The organism is Corallococcus sp. AB018 (genome assembly GCF_003986945.1).
GTDB classification, from domain to species: Bacteria; Myxococcota; Myxococcia; order Myxococcales; family Myxococcaceae; genus Corallococcus; species Corallococcus exiguus.
Genome location: NZ_RAWR01000033.1, coordinates 1 through 24,097, shown reverse-complemented (window position 1 = coordinate 24,097; position 24,097 = coordinate 1). Strand labels below are relative to the sequence as shown.

The following is a 24,097-nucleotide window of genomic DNA, read 5'->3' as shown; positions in this document are numbered from 1 at the left end:
CTCCCCTAGCTTGGCCGGCTTCCCGGCGCCGCCGCTTCCGAAGTGAGGAAGGGCCTCGCCGCGAGCACCCCGCATGATGCGCAGGACGGACGAGGAGTCGGGTCAGGGGGAGGCGCCGCGGGACGAGCGTGCTCCGGATGACCTCATGCCCGTGCTCCGCGTGGAGTACGACACCGACGTCCAGGAGGGACACGCCGCGCCCGTGCTCCGGGTCCGCGCGTCGTGGCCGCCGCAGGAGTCGGAGGACGCCGAGCCCGCGCCGAAGGTGACGGAGGTGAAGGGCAGGGCGTCCGCGAAGGCGAGGACGCTGACCTTCCGGGAGCTGGACTCCGCGGCGCTGGCGTCCATGCCGGCCTCCCACCGCGTGAACCGCGCGGTGCCGGCGCGTCCCGCCGGACAGGGGAACGCTGCCCCTGGCACGGTCGAGGCATCCGCGCCGGACCTCCTTCGTTCGGACGACTCGGCCGACAAGCGCCCTCCGGTGGAGGCACCCGCGCCGGACCTCATTCGCGTGGACGACTCGGCCGACATGCCTCCTCCCGAGGAGGCACCCGCGCCGGACCTCGTCCGCGTGGACGACTCGTCCGACATGCCTCCTCCCGAGGTGGCACCCGCGACGAACCTCGTTCGCGTGGACGACGTCGCCAACGCGCGTCCCCCGGAAGAGGCCCCGGCCCGCGACGTGTCCGCCTCCGGCGACGTCACCCCGGCGGAACGCGAGGCCATGCAGGCCGCAGTGTCCTCCGGGCGCCGCCGGGAACAGTGGGTCGCCCCCACCTATCTTCCGGAGGACCTGCGCGACGCGCTGGTGGCCGAGCGCAGCCAGTACCGCGCGCAGCGAATCCAGGAGGCACGCGAGGTGGGCCTGGCCGGGCCGGGCGTCCTGGGGCTGGTGCCCGTTCCCGCCGCGGATCCGGACTGGTCCGGCGGCTCGCTGCTCGGCTTCCTGGGTGAGGAGCTGGTCTTCGCCGGGAACATCGTCCACCTGGACTTCGAGTCCGGCCGCGTCTTCGCCTCCTCCGACTCCGGCGAGGACCTGGACCGCCGCGTCCTCTCCTGCGAGCGCTGGTGCTACCGGCCCTACGACTTCGCGGAGGCCCTGTGCGCGGCGGCCGCCGCCTACGAGGACCGCACCTCCGACCTCACCAACGCCCTGGCGCGCGCGAAGGGGGAGCTCCTCCCGTCCACGCCGTCCCCGCGCGACGCGGAGCTCATCCCCGTGGACCGGCTGTGGCGCCAGCCGTGGGGCAGCATCTGGGGCCCTCCCGGCACCGGCAAGACGACGGCCGTCGCGGACCTCATCGCCCGAGCCCTGCGCGCCTACCCCAACGAGCGCATCCTCGCGGTGGCCCCCACCAATCGCGCCGCGGACGAACTGGTGATGCGCGTCAGCGCCCTGCTGGAGCGCGACCCCATCCCCCTGCGCCCCCTGGCCCGCAGCATCTTCCGCGGCGGCACCGGCGCCAGCGAGTCCCTCCACAAGTTGCCCACCGTGGCGATGGAGGAGAACAAGGCGAGCAAGCTGCTCAACACCATCGAGCAGCGCGAGCGCGAGCTCACGCTGGAGCGCTCCCGGGGCGGCCCCGCGCCGGAGCTCGCCCGCATGCAGGCGGAGCTGCGCAGCTTGCGTGGCCGCGTGAAGGACCCCACGCTCAAGGAGGCGGAGAAGGGCGAAAGCCCCCTCATGGTGCTCACCGTGCACCGCGCCCTGCGGCTGGTGTCGGAGCTGGAAGGCGAGGAGACCTTCCAGCGGCTCGTGGTGGACGAGGCCGGCATGGTGACGCGCGCGGCGACGGCGCTGCTCGCCCCGCTGGCCCGGCAGGTGACGCTCGCGGGCGACCCCAAGCAGATTGGCCCCGTGAGCCGAGCGGCGGAAGGGGCGGGGAAGGGCACCCAGACGTGGCTGCGCGCCAGCGCCCTGTCCCACCTGGAGGACGCGGTGAAGGACGCGGAGCGCCCGGACGTGCTGCTCCTGCGCACCCAGCACCGCATGCACCCGGACATCGCGAAGGTGGTGAGCCACTTCTGCTACGGCGGCGCGCTGGAGGACGGCGACATCGTGAAGGACCGGGCCCAGAGGCCCGCGCCCGTGCCCGCCTTCCCGTCCCGCGCGATGTGGCTGGTGCTGGATGGCCTGAGCCGCGACACCCGCCGCCTCACGCACGGCCGAGGCGAGACGGGCTCCGGCTACCAGCGCGAGCTGTCCGCGGAGCTCGCCGTGACGCTGGCCCGCCAGTCCGTGCGCCTGGGCCTCACGGTGCTGTGCGTGACGCCCTACCGCGCGCAGGCGGCGCTCCTGCGCAAGCTGGGCAACGCGGCGGGCCTGCGCCACGACATGTTCAGCGCCTCCACCATCCACCGCCAGCAGGGCACCCAGTACGACGTGGTGATGGTGGACACGGTGGCTGGCGGACGGCCCTTCCCGCCGCACACGCTGGTGCCCATCCTCAACGTCGCCGCCAGCCGCGCGAAGGAATACCTGCTGGTGCTCGCCTCGCGCGCGGAGGCCCGCGCCTCGCCCGTGCCCGCGCGCTTCCTGTCGCTGCTCCCCCGCGTGCGCGTCCACGCCGGCACGCCGCCGAAGCTGGAGCTGCTCGCCACCCAGCCGCGCCCGCCGCCGCCACCGCCGCCGCCACTGGTGCCCGTGGGCCTGGGCGGAGAAATCGCGGGTGGCAAGGACACTGGACCGCTCTTCACGCAGGAGCAGGTCTCCCTCTTCGAGCGCCGCTTCGACGACGGCCACCACCTGGTGCGTGGCGTGGCCGGCAGCGGCAAGACGTACGTGCTGGCGCACTGGGCCGCGCGCTACCTGTTGGAGAACCCGCGCGCCCGGGTGCTGGTGTCCTTCTACAACCGCTCGCTCACGCCGCTCGTGGACAAGCTGCTCATGGAGGCGCTCACCGTGCGCGCGGGCCCGGAGCAGCTGCGCGCGCTCAGGGCCCAGGTGACGGTGAAGCACGTGGGCGCGCTGCGGCGGCTGGAACCCCACGCCTTCGACGCCGTCTTCGTGGACGAGGCGCAGGACATGGACGCCAAGGGACTGGCGGCCCTGCACGCGCTGGTGCGCCCCCGCGTGGGCGAGGACGGCCGCGAGTCCCGCTGCTTCCAGCTGTTCATGGACGACTCGCAGAACGTCTACGGCCAGGCGCCCATCGACAGCTTGAAGGATCAGCTCCCCGAAGGGCTGTCCTTCCGGGGCCGCACCCGCGTGCTCAAGGAGACCTTCCGCGCCACGCGCGACATCCTCGACGTGGCCTTCAACGTGGTGCTGGACCCGTTGCGCCAGCACCGCGTCACCGACCCCGGCATGCGCGAGTACATGAAGGCCGGAGAGCTGGCCCGCGAGCGGCTGCTGTGGCTGCCGGAGGAGACGCTGGAAGGCCTCTACCGCGTGCAGTCCACCGAGCGCGGCGGCGTGCTGCCGCAGGTGAAGGACTTCGCCTCCAGCACCAGCGAGGCGCGCTGGGTGGCCAAGGAGATTGCCCGGCTGGTGCACGAGGAGGGCGTCCATCCCGGCGACATCCTGGTGGTGGCGCCGGTGATGCCCGCGTCGTTCACGGACGCGCTGCGCAAGGCGGGCGTGCCCGCGGAGGCCTACGGCGGCAAGGGCGGCCGGGAAGTGACGGACTTCCGGGTGAGCGGCGTGGACCACGTGCGCGCCACCACGGTGTTCTCATGCAAGGGCCACGAGTGCCCCGTCGTCTTCTTCGCGGGACTGGAGGCCCTGGACTCCATCGAGGCGTGGATGGCGGGCTCTCGCCAGCGCAACGAGCGCGAGAACGAACGCATCCGCCGCGCGATGTTCTACGTGGGGGCCACCCGCGCGATGAAGCGCCAGTACCTCACCGGCGTGCGTGGGGGCCGCTTCCTCCGGGTGGCCGCGTCCTACGTGGAGACGCTGTCCGGCCACCGCCCGGCGCCCTGAAACACAGGGCGCGGGACTTGTTACATCCGCCAGCCGCCGGTGACGCCCGCGCTCTTGCCGAACGCCGGCTGCGCGTAAACCTCACGGAAGCGCGCACGCAGCAGGTCGAACGTCTGCTGAAGGTCCGGCGCCGCGGCGCGCGCGTCCGGCAGCTGTCCGCCCATCCGCGAGAAGCAGCGGCTCATGGCGCCATCCAGCCACTGCGTCACGGACGCGGTGTCCTGGTCCTGAAGCCGCTCGAAAACGGACAGGGCGCGCTCCAGCGTCTCGCCCACCAGCTCCGTGGAGTCGACGGCACTCCCAGCGCAAAGCCTCGCGGCCCGAACCTCCAGGGCCGGACGATGCTTGCGAACAAACTCCCCGAAGGCATGCAGATTCACGGTGACCATTCTTAACCCTTCGCCCCCACGCTGTCAGAACGCCGACCGCGAAAATCCTTGGCTTCGGACAGCGTGAATCGTGTCGGTGGAAAAGGGTGGTGGGATGAATCATGTATCACTCTCCGTCCTGGCAGGCGAGGGACCGGGAGCATTTCCCCCAGGCCGTGGGTCGTGCAGGCCACCCGGTGGGACGGGGCAGACCCAGGGGGCCTGCGTTGTTTGCTCCGGCGCGTTTCAAGGAAAGCGAGAGACATGCGTCGCACGGTGGAGCTGAAGGACATGGCAGGGAATGACGAGGGACCTCGTGTCCTCTTGTTGCCCGGGCTGGGCGCGCGTGGATCAGGCTTTCGTGAGCTCGCCCTGCGGCTGACGGACGTGGCGCGTCCCGTCATGGTCGAGTACCCGGAAGGCGAGCATGCGGCGTGTGGCGCGAGGGCCCTGGCGGAGCAGGTGCTGCGCGTCACGGGCAAGGTGGACGCGGTGGTGGCCAGCTCCTTTGGCGGCATGGTGGCGGCGCACCTGGCCGCGGGCGGCGCGACTCGCGGCGTTGCCTTTCTGGGGGCGTTCACGCGCACCTCGCACGTGGGACCTCGCGGAAGGCTCATCTCGATGATGGGACCCGTCGCGGTGCTGGGACGTCCCGGACGCGTCGCTGCGTCGCTGGCGGCCTGGCGCCCGGTGGCCTCCCATCAGGTGGCGGACGTGGTGCCCACCACGCTGCTGGAGCAGCTGACGACGCTGCGGCGCGCGTTCTCCATCCACACGGAGCCGCCGCCGCCGGACCTGCGCCCGCTGAACGTGTCGTGTCTGTGCATCCAGGGGGACCGCGACGTGCTGGTGCCGCCGTCTTCGTTGGAGCGGCTGGCCGCGTCGCTGCCGGAGGGCACACCCCGGCACCTGCTGCGCGGCGCGGGACACGTTCCCTATTTCTCACACCCGGAGGAGTGCGCGCGGCTGCTCACGCCATGGCTCCAGGCGCTCGCGCCCGCGGGGCTCGCGGTGCTGACGGCCCGGGGGCTCGGGGCGGACGCAGGCTCCGTGGCCTGACGCCGCGCGCGGCCTTGACAACCCGCGCGCGGTTCGACGGATCCACCCGCCTGGCGGGGGGGTGTACGGATGCGGTCGCGGGAAGTAGTTTCGCCTCCGCCGATGTCGACCCGTCCTCTTCGCGCGCTCCTCTTCCTGGCGTTCCTGTCCACGGCGGCGCAGGCCTCCGCGGAATCCGCCCCCGGGCTGACCGCCTCGCCCGTGCTGCCCACCGCTCCGGCCCAGGCCGCCGCTCCGGCGCCCGTGCCCCGCCGCACCGTGTTGCTGTTGGGTGACAGCCTCATCGCCACGGGCTTCGGGGAGTACCTCCAGAACCAGCTCGCCGCGCACCCTCGCATCCGCTGCGAGCGCCGCGCGAAGTCGTCCACGGGCCTGGCGCGCCCGGACTTCTTCGACTGGCTGGAGGTCGGCCAGCAGGAGGTGCAGCAGCACCAGCCGGACGTCGTGGTGGTCATCCTGGGCGGCAACGACGGGCAGGCCCTGCACACGCGGCAGGGGCGCGCCACCGTGGCCTGGGGCAAGCCGGACTGGCAGGGCGAATACCGCCAGCGGCTGACGGACTTCGTCACGGCCATCTCCGCGCCGAACCGCAAGATTGTGTGGCTGGAGCTGCCCGCCACGAGCCGCCAGCGCTTCGAGCAGAAGCTCACGGTGATCCGCGACCTGCAGCGGGAGGTCATCGCCGCGCGCGGGGACGCCGTGCACCTGGACACGCGGCCCTACTTCACCGACGCGCGCGGCAAGGCGCTGAAGCAGGCCCGCGTGGAGGGCTTCCGCAAGCCCATGCGCCTGCGCATGACGGACGGCGTGCACTTCACCGTGGCCGGCGGGCGCTACTTCGCGAACAAGGTGTACCCGGAGGTGCTGGGCGTGCTGGGTCTGGAGCACCTGGAGCCCGAAGAGAAGCACACCACGCGCCCCGCTATCGCGCCTATGAAGCCGGCGATGCAGGCCCTGGCTCCGACGGCTCCGCCGACGCCGTAGCGGCTTCCCCGCTTCAGGAGTGGCGCGGCCAGGAACTCTCGCTGCCCGCGTCTGGACGGAGCCTGCGCACGGCGCGCAGGAGCAACTCCTCGTCGCGCGGGTTGGCCAGGAAGCCGCGCGCCTCCACCTTCCGCGCCCGTTCGAAGCCCTCGTCGTCCGACGTTCCATGGACGATGAGCGAGCCCTCGATGTGGACCTCGCCCGCGAGCAGCCCCTCCATGGCCTGGAGGGGCGCGAGCACCACGTCATTGTCGCGCGTGTGCAGCACGTCCAGCGGCGTGGCGACGCGCGACGGGATGCCGTTGCGCGCCAGCGTGCGGGAGATGAGCACCGCGGTGACGGGCGGCCAGCCGTAGAGCATCAGCGGCGGGCTGGGCACGGCGGGCCGGGGCGGCTCCTGCGCGGCCCCCGCCGTCTCGCGGATGCCATAGAGGGCGCTGAGCGCGCGGGACAGGGCGCTGTCGGAGGCCAGGTGCGGCTCCACGCGCGCCTTGCCGGACACGGCCCGCACGTCATCCACCGCGTCCAGCGACAGCGGCGCGGGCACGGCCAGGTGCAGGACCTCCTTGTCCTCGCGCGTCTCCAGGCTGAGCGGCACGACGCCGTACTGCCGGGCGATGCGTGAGGGCACCAGGGGAGTCAGCGAACGGTCGAGCGGATGCCGGTCCAGGTCCACCGCCTCCACGTCGAACTGGATGGCCAGCCCTCGCAGGACGTCCGCCTCCGTGCACACGCCCTCGCTCACCAGGGCGCGGCCCAGGGGGACATGGACCTCGTGGTGGTGCACCAGCCCCAGGCGGAGCTGGCCTTTGTCGACCACTCCCAGCTCCAGGAGGATTTCCCCCAACGGGCGTCTGGATCCGATTTCCATGCCCACTCAACGTGGCAACCGCCCCCGCACGCGACGACGGTCGGACGGGGGCTCGTCCGCCCGCCCGCCCTCAAGACGCGTGAAGGGGGAAGAGCGCCTCGTAGGCCTCCGGCTTGAAGCCCACCGTGACGGACTCCTTCGTGACGAGCACGGGCCGCTTCACCAGCTTCCCGTCCTTCGCCAGCCACTCCACCAGCTCCGCGTCGGAGGCCGCGTCCACCTTCTCCTTGCCGAGCGCGCGGTAGCTCTGCCCGCTGGTGTTGAGCCACTTGCGCACGGACACGCCGCTCCTGGGAATCCACTGGCGCAGCTCCGCCACGGTGGGCGGCTGGTCCACGATGGCGCGCGTGCGGTGGGGCACGCCCCGCGCCTCCAACCACTTCAGCGCCTTCCTGCAGGTGTCACAGCCGGCGTACGCCAGCACGAGGATGTCGTCGGACATGCGCGGGCTTCTACCAGACCGCCCTCGCGAACAGGCAGCTCGGCGCCTGTCTCCCCGCATGGAGGGTAGGCGGGCCGCCATGCTTCAGGACCTGCCCCATGGGGCCGGGAAGCGCATCCTTTCCGAAGCCATCCCATTCCCAGGAAGGAGACGCATGCAGGGCACTCGCGCCGAACCCATTCCCACCCTGGAAGAGCCGCTGGAGGTGCCAGCGAAGCGCCGGCGGGGTTGGTGGATTCCAGGGGTGTTGGTGCTCGCGGCGCTCCTGGCCTTCATCCTCTCGCGGCACAACGAGGAGAGGCAGTTCCTGGAGCTTCTGCGGCAGGCGCGGCCCGCGTGGCTGCTGGTGGCCGCCGCGTGCCAGGTGGGCACGTACCTGTGCGTGGCGGGCATCTGGTGGATGGTCCTGCACCGGGCGCGCATCAAGACCTCGCTCTGGTCGCTGGCGCGGCTGTCGCTGATGAAGCTCGCGTTCGACCAGGTGATTCCCACCGGCGGCGTGGGCGGGTCGCTGCTCGTGGGCCGCGGGCTGCGCCGTGAAGGCGCGCACCCCGGCATCGCCGCGGGCGCGGTGCTGCTCACGGTGCTGTGCTTCTACATCGCGCAGGCGCTGGGCGTGGGCGTGAGCCTCTACTTCCTCTGGCGGAAGTCCGAGCTGAACGAGTGGATCCAATGGCTCGTCACCGGCTTCGGCGTGGTGGCGTTGATCATCCCGCTGGGCATCCTCTGGGCCACGCGGCACCGCGAGTGGAAGCCGGGACGCTTCGCCCGGCGCATCCCGTCCCTGGGCACCCTGCTCAAGGCCATCGCGGAGGTGCCGCCCGGCATGCTGCTCAACCCCGGCCTGCTCGCGCGCGGCGTCCTCCTGCAACTGGGCGTCTACGTGCTGGACGCGGCCACGCTGGGCGCCATGCTCCAGGCCCTGGGGCAGGAGGTCCCCCTGAGCACCGTGTTCGTCAGCTTCATGGTGGCCTCCATGGCGGAGACCGTGTCCATCATCCCCGGCGGCGTGGGCACCTACGAGGCCGCGTCCGTGGGCATGCTCAACCTCTTCGGCGTCCCGGTGGAGGCGGCGCTCGCGGGCACCCTGCTCCTGCGCGGCTTCACCCTGTGGCTGCCCCTGCTTCCCGGCCTGTACCTGTTGCGCCACACCTTCCGCCGCCGCCCCGTGCCCGAGGAGCAGGCAGGCTGACTTCACCGGAAGTCACGGAAGGCCTCACGCCTGCGCCCCCGCTTCCCGTGGCTGCCCGTCTTGCGCGATGGTTCGCCTTGGCGTGGACGCCACCGGAAGCGAGAGCGATGCACTCATGAATCTGGGCCCTGCGCTGTTCCTCTACCCCGGCGTGAAGGTGCGGCCGTGTGAGTGGGGCATGGGCGTCTTCACGGACACCTTCATCGCCGCGGGAGAACTCATCGAGGAGTGCCACTACCTCAAGGTCCCGCAGCAGCAGTTCCGGGGTGAACCGCTCGACGACTATGTTTTCGAGATTCGCTGGCACCGCAACGAAGAGCCCCGCGAGGGTGACTGGGTCGCGCTCGTGATGGGCTACGGGATGATCTACAATCACGCGAGCGAACCCAACGCGTCCTATAGCCGCGGGGAAGATCGCGATGTGTTCCGTTATCACGCACTGCGGGACATCCACCCTGGTGAGCAGATCTGCATCAGCTACGGGGAGAACTGGTGGAAGGCGCGAGGTGAGGAAGTTCCTCCCTGAGTCGTGCACGCACCGTGTGCGCACCTGACAGGTGCGTTCGCACTTCCTGCTCCGTGAGGGTGGCTTCTTCCTCGGGGAAGCTTGGAAACGCTCGGAAATGAATTCCCCCGTGTCCGCGTGGGGGGCAACCAGTACAATGCGGGTCGCCTGTGCGCCGGTGCTTCAGGCCGCGCGGATGCGAGGAATGCCAGACATCATGCCATTGCGTCGTTTCTACCTATCCTCCGCTCTCGTGCTGTCCGCCTCCGCCTGCACCGGCAACATCGGTGGGCAGGACGCGGAGCCTGAAAGCGCGGCGGCGCCCGCTCGGGTGCGCCGGCTGACGCGCGACGAGTACAACAAGTCCGCCACCGCGGTGCTGGGCACCGAGGTCGACATCGCCCAGGGCTTCGCGGCCGAGGACACCATCCTCGGCTTCTCCACCCACGAGCGCCTCCAGGTGACGTCGCTCCTGGCGGATCAGCTCGACACCGCCGCGGTGACGCTGGCGGAGCAGGGCAAGTCACAACTGAGTGACCTCTACGCGTGCCCCAAGGGCAAGACGCAGGACGAGTGCGCGCGCGCCTTCATCCAGCGCGTGGGTGAGCGCGCCTTCCGCCGGCCGGTGACGGCGGACGAGGAGACGGACCTGCTGGCCCTCTTCAACGAGGGCAAGAAGGGCGGCACCATGGCGACGGGCGCGGAGCTGGTGCTCCAGGCGCTCTTCTCCTCCTCGTCGTTCCTGTACCGCACGGAGCTGGGTCCGGAGACCGCCCGCAAGGGACAGGTGGTGGAGCTGACCGCCTACGAAGTCGCCTCCGAGCTGTCCTTCATGGTGACCGGTGGACCGCCGGACGCCACGCTGCTCGCCTCCGCCAAGGCCGGCACGCTGTCCTCGGCGGACGAGCGCGAGACCCAGGCGCGCCGCCTGCTCAAGACGGAGGCCGCGCAGGTGAAGCTGCGCCAGTTCTTCGTGGAGTGGCTGGGGCTGGGCGGCCTGGCCAAGGTCAACAAGAACAACCTCGTGTACCCGGACTACAGCGTGGACTTCCGCGACTCCATGGTCCGCGAGCGCGACGCGTTCATCGACTTCATCGTGAAGAACCACTCGGGCTCCGTGGAGGAGCTGCTGAGCGCCAACTACTCGTTCGTGGACGAGACGCTGGCGAACTTCTACGGCGAGCTGGAGCGCACCAACGTGGATGACGCCACGGGCCTGGGCCGTGTGACGCTGCCGCCGGAGCGCCTGGGCATCCTCACGCAGGCGGGCGTGATGTCCACGTACGCCCACTTCGACTCGTCCTCGCCCATCAAGCGCGGCAAGTTCGTGCTCACGCGCCTGTTGTGCCGCACGGTGCCCGCGCCGCCGGCCAACGTGTCCACGATTCCCCCGGCCCTGTCGGAGGACGCCACCACCCGCGAGCGCTTCGCGGCGCACACCAACAACCCCGCGTGCGCCAGCTGCCACAAGACCATCGACCCCATGGGCTTCGGCATGGAGGACTTCGACGGCCTGGGCCAGCACCGCACGGAGGAGAACGGCCGCACGGTGGACGCCAGCGGCGCCGTGATTGCCAGGGACGGCACCACCAACCTGGGCGACTTCACCGGTGGCGCGCAGCTGGCGCGCTACCTGACGACGAGCGAGGAGCTGGCCAACTGCGTGCCGCTGCAGTTCGTGCGCTACGCCATGGGGCGCGACGAGCACGCCTCGGACGCGGAGCTGCTCGCCGCCATGCGCACGGGCCCCTACCGCACGGACCGCCTGAAAATCACCGAAGTGCTGGTCAGCCTGGTGCGTTCGTCTTCCTTCACCCAGCGGCGTCTGCCCACCCGTTGAGCTTTGACTTCCATGCCCCGCGACTTCTCCCGACGCAGCATCCTGAAGCTCCTGTCCGGCACGGCCATGGCGGCGCCCTTCGCGCACCTGCTCACCAGCTCCGTGGCCGAAGCGGCGGACGCCGCCCCCCTGCGCTTCATCGCCCTGTTCACCCCTCACGGCCTGCTGCCGGAGTACTGGGTGCCCAAGGGCAATGACACCAGCTTCAACATCGACTTCGAGAACTCCGTCCTCCAGCCGCTCCAGCGCCACCGGGACAAGCTCCTGGTGCTGGACGGCCTGGACTACCGCGTCCTCTACGAGCACGGCCGCACCGGCCACGAGGGCGGCCCCGTCACCTTCCTCACCGGCAGCCAGGTGGAGGTGTCCAGCGGTGACGAGCTGCCCAACAACGCGTCCCTGGACCAGGTGATTGGCAACGCGGTGGGCGGCTCCACGCAGTTCCGCTCCCTGCAGCTGCACGCCTTCGAGCAGTTCGGCGCCCAGCACGTCTACAACAGCATCTCCTTCACGGAGAACGGCTCGCGCGTGCCGTTCGAGCTGAACCCCGCCAACGTCTACAAGCGGCTCTTCGCCAGCATGGGCGGCTCCGAGGCGGAGGCGCAGGCCATGCTGACCCGGCGCAAGAGCCTGCTGGACTACCTCATCAAGGACGCCACCCGGCTGAAGTCGAGGCTGGCGGCCGCGGAAGGCACCAAGCTGGACACGCACCTGGCGGCGCTGCGCGACATCGAGCGGCGGCTCACCAGCTCCGGCGCGCTCAGCTGCTCGAAGCCGGCGGCGCCTTCCGGCGCGGTGAACGACCTGGGCGAAATCAACAACATGCCCGCCCTCACCGAGCTGCACATGGACCTCATCGCCCGTGCGTTCGCGTGTGATTTGACGCGCGTGGTGACCATGACCATCCCCGGGCCGTCCATGCCGTGGATTGGCATCGACGAGGACATCCACAACGACATCGCCCACCGCACGGACACCCAGTCCGAGCCGGCGCGCACCGAAATCCGCCTGCGCATGGTGGCGGTGCAGCGGTGGTACGCCGAACAGGTGGCGCGGCTGATGGACACGCTCAAGTCCATCCCGGAGGGCAGCGGCACGGTGCTCGACAACACCGTCATCCTGTGGGGGAACGAGCTGGGCGACGCGGCTGGCCACATGAACGTGTCCATCCCCACGGTGCTGGCGGGCGGCGCGGGCGGGAAGTTCCGCATGGGCCGCATGCTGTCCCTGCGCCCCGGGAAGGACCCGCTGGGCGACTGGAAGGGCCCGGGCAAGCCGCTCCTGGGCGCGGTGGAGCACAACAAGCTGCTCACCACCATTGCCCAGGCCTTTGGCGTGAACGTGGACCGCTTCGGCCACGAGGACTACGTGGGCACGCTCAACCTCACCTGAAGCCTCCGGGCGGCCTGAAGGGCGCCGGAAAAGACAACGGGAGCGGACCCCTGGGGCCCGCTCCCGTTTTCATTTCAGCGAGGGACGGTGGGGACTACCCGCCGAGCGCGCCGTTGATGAGGGGCGCGAGGATGCTCATGCCCGCGTCCTCGTTGTTGTAGTTGTTGGCCGGCTCGTAGATGCGGACGCGCTGGTTGCTGTTGATGAAGCGCGACAGGAAGACGTCCATGGGGACCATCTCGCCGTGGCAGGCCCAGGACTGCCAGGGGCTGGAGACGTACTCGTACCAGTACTTCTTCTCCATGCGCTGGCAGGCGTGCGCGCCCACGAAGGTGATGATGGTGCTGCAGTGGCTGGCGTTGATGGCGCGGTGGTGCGGGATGAAATAGCTGAAGTTGTTGTACTTGTTCAGCTCGTTCACGAACGCGTCCTGGTCCGTCTTCCAGTACGCGTGGACGGACGCCTCGTCGTTGGGCGTCTTGAAGCGCTCATACGAATAGCGCGAGTAGTTGTAGTCCATCGTGTAGCCCGTGTACGCGAGCTGATCGTTCGGGAACTCGGTGGCGACCATCTTGTTGATGGAGCCCATGTCGTTGATGCTGAAGCTGGCCGGCAGCTGGCTGAACACCGAGTCCAGGTTCCACGACGAGCGGATCTTGTCGTGCAGCGGGCGCGACAGGGAGTTCGCGTTCGGCGCCATGAAGATGGGGCCGGAGTCGTTGATCATGTACCCCTTGGCCGGGTTGATGGCCTTGCGGATGAAGTAGTAGCCGGCGGAGGTGGACGTGCCACCCGCGCTGTAGCCCGTCACCAGCAGCTTCTGCACGTTGGGGAAGTTCTGCTTGGCGTAGTTCGCCGCCGCCAGCGTGTTGGTGTAGCCGGAGTGCGACCAGGTCAGCGGCGCCTGTCCGCCCGTCGTGTCCGTGTAGACCTTGGTGTTGTTGCCGATGTGCACGTCGCCCGTGCAGTACGGCATGTAGACGATGTTCCAGTCCTTCGTGACGATGTCCTTGCGGTCACGGAAGGGAAGGCCCGGGTCCGCCCCGTTGACGATGGGGGACACGTACTTGGCCGTGAACTGCGTCATGTAGTCGTCGGAGATGCCGTTGGGGTTCGCCGCGCCCAGGATGCCCGTACGGCCGCTACAGGAATCGTAGTCCCAGCACGCGCCGCCACCCTCCATCATGAACAGCAGGTTGGGCGAGTTCGTCTTGTGCACGAAGAACTTGTACTGCGAACCGTTGCCACACTTGGTGCCGGGCAGCGTCACCTTCTGCCAGGCGTAGTTGTTGCCGCCGTCCACCAGCACGTCGACGATGCCTTCGACCAGCACTTCGGCATGCGCGGCGCCCACGGGGGCGGAGAGGGCCAGAAGGCTCATCCAGAGAAAACTTCTCATGCGGCTTCCTCCAAAGGGGGAGTGAGTTGAGTGGGGTTGCGGCCGGGGATGATACGTTTTTGTTTATCAGCCGTAAGCAGGGAAACTTCGCTTGCAGTGAAAATTGTGAATTTCAAGTCAGGTGCAGCATTCCATCTGAAAGGATTGTAATTGCCGCTTCGCGTCAGCCAGGGATTAAAAATTGACGCGTCTGGTCATGTTTTAAATGTATCAATTGTGCGGCGCGTCGCTGGCAGGCCATGACACGGGTTGCGGCGGGCGCGGGGCGCGGGGTATGGCCTTGGGCATGAGCACGCACGCGCGATGGAAGCTGCCCCTGGGCACGGCGGGAGTCCTGGCCCTGGCGGTGGGGGCGTGGCTTGTCTTTGGCGGGCAGGCTCCGGAGGACGCCGCGCCGGTCGTGGCGCCCGCGCCGGTGACGCAGGCTCCCGCGCCGCCGCCCGTGTTCGCCTCCACGCCGGCGGTGCCCCGCGCGAAGGACGGCGGGCTGGACCTGGTGGGCGCGGCGACGGCCCAGGTGCAGGCGGCGCCGGACGCGGAGTCCGGCCCCTATCCGGTGGACCTGGAGGTGCTGCGCGCGAAGCTGCCGGGCAACCTGTACTTCGAACTGGACGCGCCCACGAAGGACCCGGAGGAGCTGCGCCGCCGTGAGGGGGTGAAGGCGAAGTGGAACGCCCTCTTCGGCAAGGTGCAGTCCAACGAGGCCTCGGAGGAGGAGGTGCACCAGTACTACGAGCACCGCCGCCAGGTGTCCGAGGACGCCATCGCCTTCGCCACCATGATGCTGCAGGACTACGGCGACAAGCTGCCCGCGGAGCACCGGGGCCTGTTGGAGCTGAGCGTGAACATGCACCGCACGCGTCTGGCGGAGATTCCGCGCCAGGAGGCGGAGGCGCTGTCGCGCCGCGAGGCCCACGCCCAGCGGCAGAAGGAGTGGCGCGCGGGCGGCGGCCGTCAGCCCTGATTCGACTCGTCCGCGCCGGGGAAGGTGCGGATGAGCGGGGAGCGCACGGTGGAGGAGGCCACCCACAGCTGGTGGGACGAGCGGGTGACGGCGACGTGCAGCCTGCGGCGGGCCTCGTCGTCCGCGGGGTAGGCGCGCGCGGTGACGTCCGGCAGGACGACGTAGTCGAACTCCAGGCCCTTCACGTTGTCCACGTCCGTCACGTCCACGCCGGGCTCGAAGGAGAAGTCGCCCTCCAGCACCAGCCTCGCCCAGGGCATCTCCCGGATGACGCGGTGGAAGGACCAGGCGGCCTCGCGGCTGCTGGCGATGACGCCCACCGACGCGTGCGGCTCGCGCAGCACCAGGTCGCGCAGGGCGTCTCCCAGGAACAGCCAGGCCTGGGCCTCGTCGGGGAAGTGGTGGAAGCCCACGGGCGCGCCCTCGCGGCCGGCCTTCGCGGCGTTTGCCGGGGACTGGGTGCCCAGCACGTGCTGCGCCAGCGCCACCACCGGGCGCGGGCAGCGGTAGGACACCTGGAGCCGGCAGGTGGCGGCGTCGCGGATGCCCAGTTCGTCCAGGGCGGCGTCCCAGCCGGCGAAGCCCGCCGTCGTCTGTTGCACCTCGTCTCCGGCGAGCGTGCAGCTGCGGCTGTCCGCGAGCAGCTGGCTGACGACGAAGAACTCGAAGAGGGAGAAGTCCTCCGCCTCGTCCAGCACGACGTGCGCCAGCCGCTCCGCGCCCAGCGCGCCCCGCTGCGCCTTGAGGAACATGAGGACGGGCAGGTCGTCCGCGTCCACCGTGCCCGCGAGCGCGGCCGGCGTGTCCGCTTCAATCGCGCGCCCGTCCACGGTGACGAGGCGGTCCTCGTCGAAGCCCTTGTACTGGCGCGACAGCGGCGTGGCGGTCTGCTGCCGGGTGTGCTCCAGCACCTCCGCCACCACGGTGAGCGGCAGTTCTCCCTTCGCGTCCGCCACCACGGCCTCCACGAAGGCGCGGTCCAGGTACGCGTCCGCCAGCTTGAGGCGCAGCCGGTCCAGCGTGGGGGGCAGGGCCTTGCCCTTGAACACGGGCACGCGGCCGGCCAGCGCGCGGCGCAGGGCGGGGTGGCGCTTGAAGCGCGAGACGAGCGCGGGCGTCTCCGGGGACAGCTTGATGCCCGGCACGCTGAAGGCGGAGCGCGCGGTGGCCAGCGACCAGGCCTCCAGCGTCTCCACGGTCACCTTGCCCAGGCCCAGCGGCGCGAGCAGCCGGCGCGTGAGCCGGGCCAGGCCCGCCTCCGGGACGACGACCTTGGTGCGCGCCTGCGGGTACGCCTTCGCGTCGTCGAAGATGACCTTGGCCAGCCGGTGCAGCGCCACCGTCGTCTTGCCGCTGCCCGCGCTGCCCAGCACCAGCAGCGGCTGCTCCGGGCCGGTGCTGACGGCGGCGTACTGCTCCGCGTCCAGGAGCGCCGTCACGCCGAACGCGTCCTCCACGTGCGTGGCGCCCCGGCCCACGCCCAGGAAGCCCGGACGCGCGGCGGTGCCGCTGCCGCCCGCGAGCACGGAGGCCGCGTCACGGCCGCGCGAGTGCCAGCGGCCCTGTGAATCGCGCTGGAGCAGGTAGGGGCCGGTGCTGATGCGGGTGAGGACGCCCTTCTCGATGATGACCAGCCGGCGCGCCTCCACTTCGCCTTCGGAGAGCCGGTCTCCGAAGTACTCCTCGAATGCGTCGCCCTCCTCGTAGTTGTAGAAGACGCGGGCGACGGGGGCGAACCTCCAGTCGATGACGCGCACGCCGGCGGAGAGGTTGGCGAAGCTGGTGCGGCCGAGCAGGTAGTCGCGCGCGCCCGTGGGCCCGGCCAGGCGCAGGTGCGCGAAGTAGGGGGCGTGCGCGTCCGGCAGCGGGATGGCCTCCTGCCGCTCCAGCATGGAGCGCACCTCGTTCATCTGGGTGAAGACGTGCGGCAGGTCCGCGGCGTGCGCCGTGGTGGCGTCGTCGCGCAGCACCGCCAGCTGGGCCATCAGCCCCTGCGTGTCCAGCGTGCGTTCCGCGGCCTGACGGCGCGCTTCCGTCAGCGCCTGCTGGACGCGTGACAGCAGGGCCTCTTCCTCGGCGATGAGCGCGAGCGCCTCGGGCGACAGCTCCTGCTCCTGGCCGGCCATGAGGTCTTTCCTTTCCGCCCGTGGGCGTGCGTGGGGCGGGCAAGGTGAACGCTGGCCACCGCCGGGTCAACCCGTTGGATTCTAGGGCCGACTTGCTAGATTGAGGATCGCGGTGGAGGCGCCCGTCCCTTCTCCCGGGTCCTCCCGCACACGCGCTTCCCATCCACCCCGCCAGGTTGCCTCCCCAGGGGGTGGGGTGGATGTCCGCGACTGATCGCGGACGGGGGTTGTCTGTCGAATGGCGGCGCACGCTGGAGGCGGGTGGCTTCTAACGGCACGCGCGGCTTGCTTCCTTCCGCATCCATCCCGAACACGGAGGATGTACCGGATGACCTCGATGAATGCGCCGTTCCGCTGGACGCTGTCACTCGCCGCCGCGCTGGGAATCGCCACGTCGGCGGGGGCGCAGGAGCCGGAACCCCCGTCGGAACCCCAGACGGAGTCGGAGACGTCCACGACGACCACGACCCCCACGATGAGCTCGGAGGAGACGCAGAAGTCGGGCGGACACCACCCCGAGGGGCGCATCGGGCCGCAGTTCGCGGTGAGCGGCAACGTGGGCTTCGGCCTGGGCTACGTCTACACGAACGGCCAGGCCCCGGGAGGCGGCCTGGAGGATTTGAAGATCACCCAGTCCGCGAAGATCTCCTTCCCCATCATCGCGGAGCTGGGCTTCCGGGTGACGCCGCGGTTCTACCTGGGCGTGTGGGGCAGCTGGGAGCCGGTGCTCACCAAGACGAACGAGCTGTCATGCCCGGAGGGCTTCGACTGCAACACCTACCAGTGGCGCGTGGGGCCGGAGGTCCGCTACCACGTCCGGCCGGGCTCGAGCTTTGATCCGTGGATTGGCCTGGGCCTGGGCCTGGAGATCCTCAAGAGCCACGTGGAGGGGGACACGCAGGTGCAGGTCGCGCCGGGCGTGTTCCTCCCCACGCACGTGGACACGCACGTCACGGACCGGGGGCCCACCATCGCGCGCCTCACGCTGGGTGGCGACGTGCGAGTGACGCGGGCCCTGGCGGTGGGGCCCATCATCACCGCTTCCGTGGGCCAGTACACGGTGCGCACCGGTTCGCAGACGCTGGACATCACTGGCGTGGGCACCCGCGACCAGGGGCTCACACCCGTGGATGACGGCTTCCACGCGCTGTTCACCCTGGGCCTGCGAATCGCGTTCCTGCCCCTGTAGCACCGCGTGGCGGCGGGAAAACGCGAGACGCCCCCTTGGAACCGGGGGGCCGGGTGAGGTGTCTTGGGGCGCGGCTCCCCACCTCCCCCGGAGGGTGCATGTCGTCTCGCAAGGTGTTCGTCGTGGTGGCCGGGCTGGCGCTCCTGCTGGCCGGCGTCTTCGTCTGGATGCGCGCCTCCGCGCCCGCCGCGGAGGTGCGCGATGAAGCGGTGATGTCCCCCGAGCGGCCCGCGTCCGGCCCGACGCAGGCCCCGGTGCGCAATGGGGGCGGTGCGACCGCGCCCGTGGAACAGCCCATGCGGGACGCGGACGGCGCGCTGCGCGTGGAGACCGCCACGGCCTCGGGGCCGCTCGCGGGCGCGGAGGTGACGCTGTACCTGCGAGGGCCCGCGTCCCCGGGCTCACGGCTGCCGTCGTGGCGCGTGGCGGGGCACGGCCGGACGGATGCGGCGGGAGCGCTGGTGCTGCCCGCGCGTCCGGGGCCCTATCTCGTCACCGCGCATGCGGAAGGGTTGGCGCTGGCGCGCGCGGAGGTGACGCGTCCCCATGGCGAAGCGTTGACCCCGGTCCTCCTCCTGCTGGAACCCGGTGTGTCGCTGACGGGCCTGACGGTGGAGCGCGTAGGCGGCGCACCCGTGCCGATGGCGGAGCTGACGCTCACGCCGCATACCGGCTTCGAGGACGCGCTTCCCGTGTTCCTCCAGACGGGCGCGTCGGTGCCGGACGAGGCGCGGCATGAAGCGCTCAGCGACGCACGGGGCGCTTTCGGGTTCCACGGGCTGGCGCGCGGTGAGTATCAACTGGAGGCGCGAGCCCCGGGCCACGCGCCCCGTCGCATCGCACGCGTGCTCGTGCCTGGGACGGACGTGCGCGTGGAGTTGGACGGCTCCGCGTTCATCGAGGGCTTCGTCACCCGCGCGGATGGAACTCCCGCGCCGGGAGCGCGCGTGAGCGCCTGGGGCGAGGACGGCGCCGTGGAGGTGGAGGCCGGAGACACGGGGAGCTTCTCGCTGGACGTGCCGCCCGGGTCGTTCCAGGTGACGGCCCGCCACGGAGGGGAGACGGGCGCGGCCGGAGGCGCTGTCGTCGTGGGGCCGGGCATGAGGGTGAAGGCGGAGACTGGCGCGGCCGAGGGCGCTGCCGTCGCGGGGCCGGGCCTGACGATGAAGGCGGAGACTGGCGCGGCCGAGGGCCCGATCGTCGTGGGGCCGGGCATGACGGTGAAGGACGTGCGGATCCGCCTGGGCGGCGCGGCGTCGCTCGTGGGCGTGGTTCGGCGCAAGGATTCGGGCGAGGCCATCGCGGAGGCCACGGTGGGCGTGCGCGCGCATGGCGACCGCGCGGACCTGCTCCAGGCACATTCGGAGGCGGATGGACGCTTCGAGGTCGGCGGACTCGCGCCGGGCGCCTACGATCTTCAGGTGCGCGCTCCGGGCTTCCAGCCGCTCACGCGCACGGGGTTGGGCGTGCTCGCGGGGCAGCGCTTCGAGCTGGTGCTGGAGCTCGCGGCGCCGGGACGCATCAAGGGCACGGTGGTGGATATCGCGGAGGCGCCGCTCTCCGGCGTGACGGTGGTGGCCCAGCTCAAGTGGAGGCCACTGCCGGACGCGCTGCCCTCGGTGACGGATGCGCAGGGGAGCTTCACGCTGGAGGACGTGCCGGAGGGCACCGTGTACGTCGCGGCGCGCCGCGCGGACAGCGAGGACGACGTGCGCCAGCCCGTGCGCGTGGTGGCGGGACAGACGGTCATGACGCTGCTGACGCTCGTGGGCGAAGGCGTGCTGGAGGGCACCGTGCGCAAGGAGGACGGAGCGCGGCCGTCCGGTGCGGTGACGGTCACCGCGCACCGGGTGGGTGCTCCCGCCTCCGAGTCCGTCGACGTGCCCGCGAAGCCGGATGGAACGTGGTCGATGCGCGTGGGCGCGGGGCGCTACCAGTTGAGCGCGTGGCTGTCCGCGCTGCGCTTCCAGAACGGCGACCAGCAGCAGGTGGTGGAGCTGGAGGCGGGAGGCCGGCGCCACGTGGACCTGGTGGTGGGCGAGCCCAGGAAGCCGCTCCGCGTGACGGTGCTGGAGCCCAACGGCGCGCCGAGCGTCCACGCGACGGTGATGGCCACGGAGGCGGGCCACACGGACATCCAGGCGGAGGAGATGACGGACGCATCCGGCCAGGCGGTGCTGGCCTTGGATGGCCTGGGTTCGGATGCGTGGCGCGTCTGGTCCACGAATGGCGGACGGCAGGGCGAGGCCGCGAGCGTGTCCGCGTCCCATAAGGAGCTCACGCTCCAGCTGAAGCCCGCGGCTCGATTGAGGGGCACCGTGCGTTCGGCGGGAGGCCGCGAGGTGCGGGGCTTCACGCTGACCGTCACCGCGGCGCGCGGCGAGGACGACTTCCTCTCCCGCGTGGAGCGTCAGTTCTCCGGGGACTCGTTCCAGGTGGACGACGTCTTCCCCACGCGCGTCACTGTCACTGTCACGCTGCCGGACGGACGCGCGGGCAAGGTGGACGTGACGCTCGCGTCCGGCGCGGAGGCCGCAGTGGAGGTGGTGGTGGACGCGGGCGGCGGCGTGTCCGGACGGCTGGTGGATGCGCGCACGAACGAACCGCTGGCGGGCGCGTACGTGGACGCGGACGGCATCGCATCTCCCACCACGGGCGCGGACGGACGCTTCGAGTTGAAGGACCTGGCCCCGGGCGCGCACCGGCTCACCGCGTGGAGCCGGGGGCGCGAGCTGGTGGATCGGCGGGTGTCGCTCGCCGCCGGGAAGACGCAGGCCTTGGGGGACTGGCGCCTGGGCCTTCAGCGCGTGGAGCCGGGGCGGCTGGGCCTGACCTTCGGCATGTCGGGACGGGACGTCGTCATCAGCGGCATCGCGGAAGGCGCGGACGTGGTGGGCCTCCAGGTGGGGGACGTGTTGCGCTCCATCGACGGGGCGGTGGTGCTGGACATGGGCGAGGCCCGGCGGCGTGAGCTGGGCGTGCCGGGCAGCCCCGCGGTGCTCGCGCTCCTGCGGGGCGGCCAGGCGTTGTCCTTCACGTTCATCCGCGCACGCTGACGGAGGCGCGGCTTGAAAGCGCGGGGCCGGCCCTGACAGCATCCCACCCCATGGATGAGCGCTTCACCCCGGAGCACGAGGCGTTCCGCCGCACCGTGCGTCAATTCGTCGAGAAGGAGCTGGCCCCGCACGCGCTGGAGTGGGACCAGGCCGGCGAGTTCCCTCGCGACGTGTTCCGCCGCTGCGGTGAGCTGGGCTTCTTCGGCATCAGCCATGACCCTGCATATGGCGGCAGCGGGCTGGACTCCTGGTACGTGGCCGCCTTCGCGGAGGAGCTGGCGCGGGCGCGCAACGGGGGCGTGGCGATGTCGCTCCTGGTGCAGGGGCAGATGGCCACGCCGGTCATCAACGAGCTGGGCACCGACGAGCAGAAGCGCGAGTTCCTGGCCCCCGCGCTCACCGGGGAGCGCATCGCGGCGCTGGCGATGAGCGAACCGGACGCGGGCTCGGACCTGGCCCGGCTGCGCACCACCGCGCGAAGGGACGGCGACGACTACGTCATCCAGGGCGCGAAGACGTGGATCTCCAACGGCGCCCGCGCGGACTTCCTGGTGCTGGCGGTGCGCACGGGCGGGGAGGGCGCGCCGGGCATCTCGCTGGTGACGCTGCCCACGGACGTGAAGGGCTTCTCCGTATCGAAGAAGCTCCAGAAGGTGGGCCACCGCTCGTCGGACATGGCCATCCTCTACTTCGAGGACTGCCGCATCCCCGCCCGCTACGTGCTGGGCCGGGAGAACGACGGTTTCTTCCACATCATGAACAGCTTCCACGCGGAGCGCCTGGTGACGGCGCTCTACACGGTGGCGGTGATGGACGACCTGTTGCGTGAAGCCATCCGCTACGGCCGTGAGCGTCAGGCGTTTGGAAAGCGGCTGCTGGACTTCCAGGTGTGGCGCCACACCTTCGTGGACCACGCCACCCGCGTGGAGGCGGCGAGGCAGCTCACCTATCAGGCGGTGCAGCTCTTCAATCGCAAACGCAAGCAGAAGCCGGTGAAGGAGATTGCGATGGCCAAGCTCCTCACCACCGAACTGGCCCAGCGCGTGGCCTATGACTGCCAGCAGTTCTACGGCGGCATGGGCTACGTGGAGGAGTCGCACGTCGCGCGGGCGTGGCTCGACGTGCGCATGCTCACCATTGGCGGCGGCACGTCCGAGGTGATGAAGGAGATCATCGCCGGGACGATGGCGCTGTAGCCTCAGGCGGCCTGCTTCTCCGGGTTGCCTTCCAGCCACCGGGCCGCATCCGCTCCGTTGCCCGTCCACACCGTCGGCGTGCCGTCCACGGTGCGCCGCGCCACCTCCAGCTCCCAGCCCACCTTCACGGGGCCGACCTTGAAACCAGGCGCCATGGAGACGCCGCGCTGCGTGTAGGACGTCTCCTTGTATTCCACCTTCGCGTCCTCGCCGGCCGTCTTGAACGCCCCCGGCACGTCCCCCTCCAGGAGCTTGCCGAACGCGCCGTTCTTCACGAGCGTGCCGGGGTTGCCCTCGATGCTGACCTCGTAGGACGTGCCCTTGCCGTTGCCCTGGACCAGGCCGGCGCCCTCCACCGTCAGCGTGACCTTGCTGCGCGAGTTCGCCGCCAGGTCCTTGAGCGCGGGGCCGAGCGCGGACTTCGGGTCCTTGAGGATTTCGTCTGTCTTTGACCCGGCGGGCAGAGGGATGCGCGTCTCCACCTCCAGCTTGCCGCTGCCCTTGAGCGACGTGCCCACCTTCACGCCGCCCTTGATGGGGAGCTTCATCCGGTCCGGCCCGACGATGGACTTGTCCACCTCCAGGTTCCGGTTCGGGCCGCCACCCACCTCCACCTGGATGGCGTCCTTGATGACGACCTCGGGCGGCTTGCCCTCGGGGAACTCGATGCGGACCGTGCGGTCCGAGCGGGCCTTGCCGCCCACGTCCAGGTTGTTCACCAGCGGGCCGCCCGGGACGGGGATGTCCGCGGCGAACTGCGCGGCGCCCGTGCCACGCAGCTCCACGGCGGCCATCTTGCTCTGCAGCCACTCGATGTCCTCCTTGGGAGGCATGTCGGCCGCGCCCGCGATGTTGGCCTGCATGCCTGTCTTCATGCGGTCCATGATGCGATTGGCCCGGGCCACCTCGGCGGGCGTCTCGAACTTGAACTCCACCTTGCCGCCACCCCCCGCGAGCAGCTTCGCGTCGAGCTTGCTGTTCTCGAAGCCCACGCCGCCCAGGACCTCCGAGTCGATGCTCAGCCGGTAGTTGGGCCCCGGCTCGCGCGCGCCCGTGGTCGGGTGGGTGCGCATGCCTTCTTCACAGCTGACCTCAATCTGCGCGCGCGTCTGGAGGCGGCCGATCTTGTATCCGCCGTCGAAGCCGCCGGACGTGGAGAACTTGTCCCCAGGCTTCATCGACTCGATGTCCGCCTGCGAGCCCGTCACGTCGGTGCCGGCTCCGAGCACCTTGAGGGCCCCGTCCACCTTGGACTCCAGCCAGGTGAAGCCGGGCACGTTGTCGCGAGCGCTCTGCAGCAGCAGCTCCATCGCGCCCTGCGGCTGCACGGTGCCGCCCACGCCGCCCGCTGCCAGGACGTCGGGCTGGACCTGTCCCGCGACGCCGCCCTCGAGCCCCAGGGCTCCAGGCCCATCACTCCCAGCCCCGCCGGCCACGGGGCCCGCCTGCGTGCCGCCGCTGACGCCGCCCGCCGCGATGCCTCCCGGACCTCCGGCCGGAGCCGCATGGCCTCCAGCTCCGGCCGGAGCCGCGCATCCACCCACCCCGGCCGGACCCGCGCGCCCACCGCGCACCTCGAACCCGTCTCC

General features: G+C 70.8%; 16 protein-coding genes and 1 pseudogene. 11 read left to right on the top strand and 6 right to left on the bottom strand.

All coding sequences use genetic code 11. From position 1 onward, the window contains the following. Nucleotides 1-73: 73 nt before the first annotated feature. Nucleotides 74-3,925, top strand: coding sequence for an AAA family ATPase (locus D7Y11_RS09705; protein WP_126933546.1), 3,852 nt, complete (start codon nucleotides 74-76; stop codon nucleotides 3,923-3,925). A 20-nt stretch (nucleotides 3,926-3,945) separates the two neighbouring features. On the opposite strand, the gene D7Y11_RS09700 is transcribed toward D7Y11_RS09705, so the two are convergent. Further along, the gene (locus D7Y11_RS09700; RefSeq protein WP_126933545.1) at nucleotides 3,946-4,314 is read right to left on the bottom strand and encodes a hypothetical protein; all 369 of its coding nucleotides are present in this window, start codon (nucleotides 4,312-4,314) and stop codon (nucleotides 3,946-3,948) included. A 243-nt stretch (nucleotides 4,315-4,557) separates the two neighbouring features. On the opposite strand from D7Y11_RS09700, the gene D7Y11_RS09695 reads away from it, so the two are divergent. Continuing rightward, nucleotides 4,558-5,352, top strand: a complete 795-nt coding sequence (locus D7Y11_RS09695) for an alpha/beta fold hydrolase (protein WP_126933544.1) — start codon at nucleotides 4,558-4,560, stop codon at nucleotides 5,350-5,352. A 102-nt stretch (nucleotides 5,353-5,454) separates the two neighbouring features. Next, nucleotides 5,455-6,336: a DUF459 domain-containing protein gene (locus tag D7Y11_RS09690; protein ID WP_126933543.1), complete on the top strand. Its 882-nt coding sequence runs from the start codon at nucleotides 5,455-5,457 to the stop codon at nucleotides 6,334-6,336. A 13-nt stretch (nucleotides 6,337-6,349) separates the two neighbouring features. Here the strand turns inward: D7Y11_RS09690 and D7Y11_RS09685 are convergent, their stop codons facing one another. Together D7Y11_RS09685 and D7Y11_RS09680 are read right to left on the bottom strand one after the other, a co-directional pair. Continuing rightward, on the bottom strand, nucleotides 6,350-7,207 hold the full coding sequence (locus D7Y11_RS09685; protein ID WP_120578769.1) for a general secretion pathway protein GspE: 858 nt from the start codon (nucleotides 7,205-7,207) through the stop codon (nucleotides 6,350-6,352). A gap of 70 nt (nucleotides 7,208-7,277) precedes the next feature. Further along, complete coding sequence (locus D7Y11_RS09680; protein WP_121751964.1) at nucleotides 7,278-7,649, bottom strand: Spx/MgsR family RNA polymerase-binding regulatory protein; 372 nt, start codon at nucleotides 7,647-7,649, stop codon at nucleotides 7,278-7,280. A gap of 154 nt (nucleotides 7,650-7,803) precedes the next feature. Between D7Y11_RS09680 and D7Y11_RS09675 the strand changes: the two genes are divergently transcribed. The 4 genes from D7Y11_RS09675 to D7Y11_RS09660 all read left to right on the top strand — a co-directional run bounded on the left by D7Y11_RS09675 (nucleotide 7,804) and on the right by D7Y11_RS09660 (nucleotide 12,578). Further along, complete coding sequence (locus tag D7Y11_RS09675) at nucleotides 7,804-8,841, top strand: lysylphosphatidylglycerol synthase transmembrane domain-containing protein (RefSeq protein WP_126933542.1); 1,038 nt, start codon at nucleotides 7,804-7,806, stop codon at nucleotides 8,839-8,841. Nucleotides 8,842-8,956: 115 nt separating this feature from the next. Further along, entirely contained in the window at nucleotides 8,957-9,367 is a 411-nt protein-coding gene (locus D7Y11_RS09670) for an SET domain-containing protein-lysine N-methyltransferase (protein WP_120578766.1), read from the top strand. A 196-nt stretch (nucleotides 9,368-9,563) separates the two neighbouring features. Next, nucleotides 9,564-11,186 (top strand): DUF1592 domain-containing protein, encoded by a 1,623-nt coding sequence (locus D7Y11_RS09665; RefSeq protein ID WP_233607250.1) that lies wholly within the window; start codon nucleotides 9,564-9,566, stop codon nucleotides 11,184-11,186. A 12-nt stretch (nucleotides 11,187-11,198) separates the two neighbouring features. Next, nucleotides 11,199-12,578 carry a DUF1552 domain-containing protein gene (locus D7Y11_RS09660; RefSeq protein WP_126933540.1) on the top strand — a complete coding sequence of 460 codons (1,380 nt, stop codon included), beginning with the start codon at nucleotides 11,199-11,201 and terminating at the stop codon, nucleotides 12,576-12,578. A gap of 94 nt (nucleotides 12,579-12,672) precedes the next feature. Here the strand turns inward: D7Y11_RS09660 and D7Y11_RS09655 are convergent, their stop codons facing one another. Then, nucleotides 12,673-13,977, bottom strand: a complete 1,305-nt coding sequence (locus D7Y11_RS09655) for a pectin acetylesterase-family hydrolase (protein ID WP_120578763.1) — start codon at nucleotides 13,975-13,977, stop codon at nucleotides 12,673-12,675. 286 nt (nucleotides 13,978-14,263) lie between these two features. Here D7Y11_RS09655 and D7Y11_RS09650 point away from each other — a divergent pair, with 286 nt between their 5' ends. Continuing rightward, on the top strand, nucleotides 14,264-14,941 hold the full coding sequence (locus D7Y11_RS09650) for a hypothetical protein (RefSeq protein ID WP_126933539.1): 678 nt from the start codon (nucleotides 14,264-14,266) through the stop codon (nucleotides 14,939-14,941). Here D7Y11_RS09650 and D7Y11_RS09645 read toward each other — a convergent pair. Beyond that, nucleotides 14,932-17,067 (bottom strand): ATP-binding domain-containing protein, encoded by a 2,136-nt coding sequence (locus D7Y11_RS09645; protein ID WP_126933538.1) that lies wholly within the window; start codon nucleotides 17,065-17,067, stop codon nucleotides 14,932-14,934. The two genes, D7Y11_RS09650 and D7Y11_RS09645, sit on opposite strands and share 10 nt — an antisense overlap. A gap of 328 nt (nucleotides 17,068-17,395) precedes the next feature. Between D7Y11_RS09645 and D7Y11_RS09640 the strand changes: the two genes are divergently transcribed. From D7Y11_RS09640 to D7Y11_RS09630, 3 genes are all read left to right on the top strand, one after another. Next, nucleotides 17,396-18,256 (top strand): hypothetical protein, encoded by an 861-nt coding sequence (locus D7Y11_RS09640; protein WP_158641915.1) that lies wholly within the window; start codon nucleotides 17,396-17,398, stop codon nucleotides 18,254-18,256. Between the two features lie 98 nt (nucleotides 18,257-18,354). Then, a complete protein-coding gene (locus tag D7Y11_RS45155; protein WP_126933536.1) occupies nucleotides 18,355-21,312 on the top strand; it encodes a carboxypeptidase regulatory-like domain-containing protein in 2,958 nt (985 codons plus the stop codon). Between the two features lie 50 nt (nucleotides 21,313-21,362). Next, nucleotides 21,363-22,508, top strand: a complete 1,146-nt coding sequence (locus D7Y11_RS09630) for an acyl-CoA dehydrogenase family protein (RefSeq protein ID WP_120578759.1) — start codon at nucleotides 21,363-21,365, stop codon at nucleotides 22,506-22,508. A gap of 2 nt (nucleotides 22,509-22,510) precedes the next feature. Here D7Y11_RS09630 and D7Y11_RS43230 read toward each other — a convergent pair. Then, nucleotides 22,511-24,097, bottom strand: a pseudogene (locus D7Y11_RS43230) (hypothetical protein); the annotation flags it as partial.